This window comes from Nocardioides sp. (assembly GCF_035429765.1).
In the GTDB taxonomy this organism is placed as follows: domain Bacteria; phylum Actinomycetota; class Actinomycetes; order Propionibacteriales; family Nocardioidaceae; genus Nocardioides.
This window is the reverse complement of the sequence record NZ_DAOMFK010000168.1, coordinates 1-7,056: the sequence shown is the minus strand read 5'-3', so window position 1 is coordinate 7,056 and position 7,056 is coordinate 1. Positions and strand designations below refer to the sequence as shown.

Sequence of the window (7,056 nt, the reverse complement as noted above, 5' to 3'; positions counted from 1 at the left end):
CGCTCCTCCCGGCCGGCCAGGGCCGGCCCGCCGTTGGCGGTGCAGCTGCAGGCCGCCGGCTGCGTGGCGTGCGGGGTTTGCGTGGCCGCCTGCGCGCATCAGGCCCTGGAGATCGCCGACGACGCCGGGAGCGCCGTGCTGCGACACCGGGCCGACCTCTGCCGCGCCGACCAGGCGTGCGTGCGGCTGTGTCCCTCCGCGGCGCTCTCGGTGACCGGGGTGCTGTCGGTCCTCGACCTGGTCGAGGTCGCCCCGGGCGAAGGGGGCACCATCGAGCTGGCCCGGCTCGAGGTGGCTCGCTGCCGCCGGTGCGGCGCCCGGCACCCGGCCACCGAGGGCCGGCTCTGCCCACCGTGCGCCTTCCGCGCCGAGCACGCCTTCGGGTCCGCGCTGCATCCGTGTGCGCCGACCTGACACACGCGAGCGCCACCTCAGCCTGTACTCCCGGCGCCTGCGCCGCCCCCCCAGCGGCCGGGTCCCCTCTGCCTGCATCATGGTGCACATGCGCAGCTGGCTGGCGATCCTGGTCCTGCTGACGGGTGCGGTGGTGGCGCCGCCGGGGGCGTCGGCCGCCTCGGAGCCGACCCTGCCACCCACCGGCACCGACGTCGACTACCAGCTCGGCGGCAGCGGGCCGTTGCCCGCGCACGTGGGGATCGTGGTGCGCGACCGAGGGGCGAGGCCCTCGAGCCGGGCCTACTCGGTCTGCTACGTCAACGGGTTCCAGACTCAGCCGGAGGAGCGGTCGTTCTGGCGTCGGCACCTGGACCTGGTGCTGCGCCACGGCGGGCGGCCGGTCGTCGACGAGGCCTGGGGGGAGTGGCTGCTGGACATCCGCACCGCCGACAAGCGCCGCAGGCTCGCCCGGATTGTCGGGAGGTGGGTGGCGGGGTGCGCCGAGGACGGCTACCAGGCGGTCGAGTACGACAACCTCGACTCCTACACCCGGAGCAAGGGCCTGCTCACCGGCCGTCAGGCCAGCCGGTACGCGAGCCTGCTGGTCGGGCGCGCGCACGCGGCCGGGCTGGCCGCCGCGCAGAAGAACCGCGCGGGCTGGGACGGGACGGCGGTCGGCTACGACTTCGCGATCGCCGAGGAGTGCGGCCGGTGGCGCGAGTGCGCGAGCTACGTCAGCGACTACGGGCGGCAGGTGCTGGTCGTGGAGTACCGGCGCAAGGACTTCCGCCGGACCTGCCGGCACCACGGTGCCCGGCTGCCGGTCGTGCTCCGGGACCGCGCCCTCACCCCCCACGGCGTCCACGCCTGGTGCTGAGCCCCACCCCGGCCGGTAGCCTGCCGGGGTGCCTGCGAAGATCCGCGCCAACTCCGTGCTTCCGGCCCGCCGCGAGGCGGTGAGCCTGCACACGGCGGACGGGCTCAGCCTGGTCGCCGAGCTCGCGGTCCCCGAGGACCGCGCCCCGGTCGGCGCCCTCATCTGCCTGCACCCGCTGCCCACCCACGGCGGGATGATGGACAGCCACGTGTACCGCAAGGCCGCCTTCCGGCTGCCGGCGCTGGCCGGCCTCGCCGTGCTGCGCTTCAACACGCGCGGCACCTGGAGCGAGCAGGGCACCTCGGAAGGGGCCTTCGACCACGCCGTCGGGGAGCAGTACGACGTCGCCGCGGCCATCGAGTACGCCGAGTTCCACGACCTGCCGAACGTGTGGCTGGTGGGCTGGTCCTTCGGCACCGACCTGGCGCTCATGCACGGCCACGACCCGCTCGTCACCGGCGCCATCCTGCTCTCGCCCCCGCTGCGGTTCTCCGACCCCGAGCATCTGGCCGAGTGGGCCGACTCGGGGAAGCCGGTGACGGCGCTGGTCCCCGAGCTCGACGACTACCTGCGCCCCGAGGAGGCCCGGCGGCGGTTCGCGGTGATCCCGCAGGCCGAGGTGGTGGGCGTTCCCGGCGCCAAGCACCTGTGGGTCGGCGACGCCGAGCGGGTGCTCGACGAGATCGTCCGCCGGGTCGCCCCGCAGGTGCCGCTCCCGCTGCCGAGGGAGTGGGACGGCCCGATGGCCACGGCAGACACCTCGGCGTACAACGCGCACAACCTGGCGGCGTACCGGGACGTGCCGGTGCCGGGGCCGCTCACCGACTGACGACCGTGTGCTCCGGGTCAGGCCGCCGGCACCGTCGGGGGCTGGGGCGGCTGGACCGGTTGGGTCTGCTCGGCCGGCATCAGGATCCACAGGATCGGGTAGACCAGGATCTGGCTCCCGGGAACGACCATGAGCAGCAGCACGAAGAGCAGCCGGGCGGGCCAAGGGGCGATGCCGAAGCGCCGTCCGAGCCCTGCGCACACGCCGCCCAGGACGCGCTCCTGCTGCGGCCGGACCAGACCCTGCTGGGCGAAGCTGGCGTGGATGTCGTTCATGCTGCTGCTACTTCCTTCGGTGTGGTGTGCAGGGCCTCTCCCTGCTACCTCCACTGTGCGTCCGCGCAGGGGTCCGGCACATCGGGTGGAGCCCTGAGCGATCCCTGGACCTGTGCCTAGGGGTCGGGTCGGTCGGCCCCGCCCGCTGCTCCGGCCCGACGGGCGCGGTAGGCGGCGACCGCGGTGCGGTTGCCGCACGCGGTGCTGCAGAACCGGCGCGAGCGGTTGCGGGACAGGTCCACGACGACGCCCACGCAGCCGTCGGCCTCGCAGACCGACAGCCGGGAGAGCTCGTCGGCGCGGATCAGGTCGATCACCGCCATCGCGGTCTCCACCGTGATCCGGGTGGCCAGCGGCCGGTCCCGGGCGACCACGTGGAGGTGCCAGTCCCAGCCGTCGTGACGGACGAGCCGGGGACAGGCACCGGCCTCCGCCAGCATCCGGTTGACCGTCTCCACGGCCGTGTCCCGGTCGGCGGTGAGCAGCGCCCGCAGGGCGGGACGCAGGGCCCGCACCGACTCCAGCTCCTCGGGGGTGCGGTCGTGCCGGCCGCTGTACCGGTGCTCGGCGAAGAACCTGTCGAGCTCCGCCACCGAGGTGAGCGTGTCGGGCCGCTCCGCGGAGTTGGCCAGCGCCACCGCGGCGGCCAGGGCGCTCCGCGTGTCATGGGTGAACATCACATTGACAGATTACAGGGTCTGCTTCTAGTGTCATGGATCATGACGACGTTGACCCATGACACCCCGGTGGTGCGGCAGACGCTCGCCACCTCCGGGCTGGTGCTCGCCGTCGTCTCGGCCACCGCCTTCGGCCTGTCCGGGGCGCTGGCGAAGGGGCTGCTCGAAGCCGGCTGGAGCACCGGGGCGGCGGTGACCGCCCGGGTGGGCCTGGCGGCGCTCGTGCTGGTGGGTCCCGCCCTGGTGGCGCTGCGCGGGCGGTGGGAGCTGCTGGGCCGCAACGCCCTGCTGCTGCTGGCCTACGGCGGGATCGCGGTGGCCGGGTGCCAGCTCGCGTACTTCAACGCGGTGGCGCGGATGCAGGTGGGCCCCGCCCTGCTCATCGAGTACACCGCCCCGGTCGCGGTGGTCGTCTGGCTCTGGCTGCGCTACGACCACCGGCCGGGGCGGCAGACGCTCGCCGGTGCCCTGCTGGCCGGGGTGGGCCTGGTACTGGTGCTCGACCTGGTCGCAGGCGCCCAGGTGAGCGCCGCGGGTATCGCCTGGGCCTTGGCGGCGATGCTTGGCGCGGCGTACTACTTCGTCCTCTCCGCGCAGCACGACAACGGGCTGCCTCCGCTGGTGCTGGCCGCCGGGGGACTGGTGACGGGCTCGCTCCTGCTGCTCGCCGCTGGGGTGGCCGGGGTCGTGCCCCTGCGGTTCGCCACCGCCCCGGTGCACTACACGGCAGGCACGGTGCCGTGGTGGGTCCCGGTGCTGGCCCTGGGCGTCGTCACGGCCGCGATCGCCTACACCGCCGGCATCGCCGCGGGACGCCGGCTGGGCTCACGCCTGGCCTCGTTCGTGGCCCTCACCGAGGTGCTCGCGGCCCTGGCCTTCGCCTGGCTGCTGCTCGGCGAGCTGCCGCGGCCCGTGCAGGCCGTCGGCGGTCTGCTGATCCTGGCGGGGGTCGTCGTGGTGAAGTTGGGGGAGAGTCCCGCGACTGCCCCGCGCTGACCCCTGCCGTGCGGCTCAGGACACCGACGACTGGTGCTCGACGTACGCGTCCGGGCCTGGGAACACCAGCGTCTCGTGGCCCGTGTCGGACCACTTCACCACGTAGGGTGGCGCGCCGTCCGTGCCTCGGACCGCGAGGATCTCGGCATCTCGTACCGGCCCGTCCAGGTGCTGGCTGCGGACCACGAGACGGTCACCCACTGCGGCCTTCATCGCCATCTCCTCACCCACTCAGTTCCTGCTGTGTCGGCGGCCGGACCCACCGCACCGCCTCAGCACCAGCCTCTCACTCCTGGTGGCTGGGTCAAGAGCACGCGTGCTCGTGGGTGGGGTGCGGGCTGCCGCTTTCCCCGGCCGGTCGGTGCCGGCCCGGCCACGTCACGGATCGCCCGCCACTGGTGCCGGCCTGCGAGGGGATGGTCGAGGAAGGGTGACCCACGTCCTTACGCCCGCGGTGCCAGGAGGGGCACCATGGAGGCAGCGTCCCGGCGCGCGGTCGCGCCGGGCTCGAGAGGGGAGGGCGCAGTGACCACGACGAGGACCTGGCATGTCGAGGTGTTCCTCTACGAGGAGGGCGACCACACGAAGGCGGACGCGGTGCTGCGTACCGATGCCGGCACCGAGGTCCGGGGGAGCGGGGTGGCCCGCCGCAACCCGGCGGACCGGGAGGTCCCCGAGATCGGTGACGAGCTGGCGGCCTGCCGGGCCTTCGGCGACCTCGCCCACCAGCTCCTTGAGGCGGCGACGGCCGACGTCGAGCAGAACGTCGGCGCGAAGGCCAGCTTCACGGAGTGAGCCCGGCCGCTACCGGGCGTCCTGGCGCGGCAGCACCACCTCTTGGACCAGCAGCAGCAGCGCGGCGGCGGTCGGGATCGCCAGCAGCGCCCCGACGACACCCATGAGCGAGGCGCCCACCAGCGCGGCGATCACCGTCAGCCACCCCGGGATGTCCACCGAACGGGACATCACGCGCGGGTAGATGACGTAGTTCTCCAGCTGCTGGTAGACGATGTAGAAGGCCACGCACACCAGTCCGGTGCGGATGTCGGTGGCGAACCCGATCGCCGAGACGATGACCGCCCCGAGGGTGGCCCCGATCATCGGGATCACGTCCAGCAGCGCCACCACGAGGGCCAGCGCGAGGGCGTACTGGCCGAGCCCGTTGACGATCAGGAAGGCGAAGGTGCTCAGCCCCGCGCAGGTGGCGACCACGAAGGCTCCGGAGACGTAGCCGCCGACGTTGCGCAGGATGCGGTCCCCGAGCACCGTGACCCGCTCCCGGCTGGAGGCCGGAGCCAACTGGTAGATCCCGCGCTTCAGGGTGGGCAGCGACGCCAGGAAGTACAGGGTCAGCACCACGACGATGAAGGTGTCGCCGAACAGGGAGAGGATCCGCAGGCCGAACCCGACCACGCCACCGAAGATGTTGTTGATCAGGTCGCCGTTCTCGACGTAGTCCTTGGCCTTGTCGAGGACGTCGTACTTCGCGTCGAGCTCCCGGACCTGCCGGTTCCGCTGAAGCCGGTCGAACCACTCCGGCGCGTTCTGGGACAGTGCGGTGATCTGGTCGCTCACGGTCGGCGCGATCGCCACGACGAACAGGACGATCCCGACGAGCACGGCGAAGGTCACCAGCAGCACCGCCCAGGCCCGCCGTACGCCGCGGCCGACTAGCCACTCGACGAGCGGGTTGAGCCCGACCGCGAGGAACATCGCGATCACCACCAGCACGAGCACCGAGCTGATCCCCAGCAAGAGCCCGCCGAGCCACCAGGCCGAGAGCGCCCCGGCCGCCGCGAAGAACCCCCACACGAAGGGCGAGTGTGAGGTCAGCGGGGGCCAGCGCCCGGACCTGGGGCCGGTCCCCGGAACGCCGGTCCCCGGAACGCCGGCCGCCGGAACGCCGGCCGCCGGGACGACCGGGGCGGCCGAGGCATCCGCCACGGCCGCCGGGACGTCGGGCTCCGGGCGATCCGGCTCGGCGGGCTCAGGCCCCGGGGGCGGGGCCTGCGGCCCGCTCACTCAGCCTCGTCGTCGGCGAACCCCGACACGACGTCCTTGAGCGAGGCCAGCTGCGCGGCGATGGCGTCGCGACGACGGGTGATCGTGTCCAGCTCGACGCGCACCGCGGCCAGGTCACGGTCGGCGTCGCTGCGAGCGGTGGTGGTGATCGTCTCGGCCTGGGTCTGGGCAGCCGCCACGATCTGCTCGGCCTCGCGGCGGGCCCTCGAGAGCAGGCCCTCCGACTCGGTCTGCGCAGCCTTGCGCTGCTTGCCGGCCAGCTTGGTGGTCTCCCGGGCCCGCTCGTCGGCCGCGGCGGCGCGCTGCTCGGACTCCTCGACCAGGCGCTTGGTCTCGGCCATGGCGGTGGCGTGGAAGTCGGTCGCCTCGCGGGCCAGCCGCTCCTTCTCGACGGCGAGGGTACGCCGGGCCTCCTGGACCTCCCGGTCCGCGGCAGCACGCTGCTGCTCGGCCTCGCGCTTGGCCGAGGTGCGCAGCTCGGTGGCCTCCTGGTCGGCGGCAAGCCGGATCTGGTCGGCCTCCCGCTGGGCGGCGGCCCGGGCGTCCTCGGCCTCCGCCCTGGCCAGGGCGAGCTCCTGCTCGGCGTCGGTGAGGATGCGCGTGCGGGTCTCCTCGAGCTCCTTGAGCTGGACGACCCGCATGTCCTCCGCGTCCCGCTTGGCCTCGTTGCGGATCGCCGTGGCGTCGCGGGTGGCCTGGGCCCGGATCTCGTCGGCGGCACGTCGGGCGTTCTCCCGGACCTCAGCGGCCTCCTCCTCGGCGAGCCGGAGCATCGCGCTCGCCCGGCCGCCCAGGCCGGCGTACGACGGGTTCTGGTTCTCCGCCAGCTCCGCCCGAGCGGCCTCGAGGTCGGCGCTGAGCCCGGCGAGTCGCTGCTGGGCGTCCCGGAGCCGGGATTCCAGCCCCATCCGCTCCGCGGTCAGCTGGCGCAGCCTCCCGTCCACGGCCTCCTTGTCATAGCCTCCGCGGCGCACCAGCGGCAGT

The 7,056-nt window shown here is 73.7% G+C and carries 10 protein-coding genes; 5 read left to right on the top strand and 5 right to left on the bottom strand.

What is annotated here, in order from left to right:
* The 3 genes from PLP61_RS13365 to PLP61_RS13355 form a co-directional block, all read left to right on the top strand.
* Window positions 1-414: NADH-quinone oxidoreductase subunit I (locus PLP61_RS13365; protein WP_324503231.1), on the top strand; the 414-nt coding region annotated here is incomplete at its 5' end.
* Between the two features lie 88 nt (window positions 415-502).
* Window positions 503-1,273, top strand: a complete 771-nt coding sequence (locus PLP61_RS13360; protein ID WP_324503230.1) for an endo alpha-1,4 polygalactosaminidase — start codon at window positions 503-505, stop codon at window positions 1,271-1,273.
* Window positions 1,274-1,301: 28 nt separating this feature from the next.
* Window positions 1,302-2,102 (top strand): alpha/beta hydrolase, encoded by an 801-nt coding sequence (locus tag PLP61_RS13355; protein ID WP_324503229.1) that lies wholly within the window; start codon window positions 1,302-1,304, stop codon window positions 2,100-2,102.
* 17 nt (window positions 2,103-2,119) lie between these two features.
* Here PLP61_RS13355 and PLP61_RS13350 read toward each other — a convergent pair whose 3' ends face one another.
* Both PLP61_RS13350 and PLP61_RS13345 read right to left on the bottom strand, forming a co-directional pair.
* The gene (locus PLP61_RS13350; RefSeq protein WP_324503228.1) at window positions 2,120-2,377 is read right to left on the bottom strand and encodes a PspC domain-containing protein; all 258 of its coding nucleotides are present in this window, start codon (window positions 2,375-2,377) and stop codon (window positions 2,120-2,122) included.
* Window positions 2,378-2,493: 116 nt separating this feature from the next.
* Window positions 2,494-3,054 carry a CGNR zinc finger domain-containing protein gene (locus PLP61_RS13345; RefSeq protein ID WP_324503227.1) on the bottom strand — a complete coding sequence of 187 codons (561 nt, stop codon included), beginning with the start codon at window positions 3,052-3,054 and terminating at the stop codon, window positions 2,494-2,496.
* A gap of 42 nt (window positions 3,055-3,096) precedes the next feature.
* Between PLP61_RS13345 and PLP61_RS13340 the strand changes: the two genes are divergently transcribed.
* The gene (locus PLP61_RS13340; RefSeq protein ID WP_324503226.1) at window positions 3,097-4,050 is read left to right on the top strand and encodes an EamA family transporter; all 954 of its coding nucleotides are present in this window, start codon (window positions 3,097-3,099) and stop codon (window positions 4,048-4,050) included.
* A 15-nt stretch (window positions 4,051-4,065) separates the two neighbouring features.
* On the opposite strand, the gene PLP61_RS13335 is transcribed toward PLP61_RS13340, so the two are convergent.
* Window positions 4,066-4,263, bottom strand: a complete 198-nt coding sequence (locus PLP61_RS13335) for a DUF1918 domain-containing protein (RefSeq protein ID WP_324503225.1) — start codon at window positions 4,261-4,263, stop codon at window positions 4,066-4,068.
* A 312-nt stretch (window positions 4,264-4,575) separates the two neighbouring features.
* On the opposite strand from PLP61_RS13335, the gene PLP61_RS13330 reads away from it, so the two are divergent.
* Complete coding sequence (locus PLP61_RS13330; protein ID WP_324503224.1) at window positions 4,576-4,845, top strand: DUF1876 domain-containing protein; 270 nt, start codon at window positions 4,576-4,578, stop codon at window positions 4,843-4,845.
* 9 nt (window positions 4,846-4,854) lie between these two features.
* On the opposite strand, the gene PLP61_RS13325 is transcribed toward PLP61_RS13330, so the two are convergent.
* Window positions 4,855-5,862, bottom strand: coding sequence for an AI-2E family transporter (locus PLP61_RS13325; protein ID WP_324503223.1), 1,008 nt, complete (start codon window positions 5,860-5,862; stop codon window positions 4,855-4,857).
* A 206-nt stretch (window positions 5,863-6,068) separates the two neighbouring features.
* On the bottom strand, window positions 6,069-7,056 hold a 988-nt coding region (locus tag PLP61_RS13320; RefSeq protein ID WP_324503222.1), incomplete at its 5' end, for a coiled-coil domain-containing protein.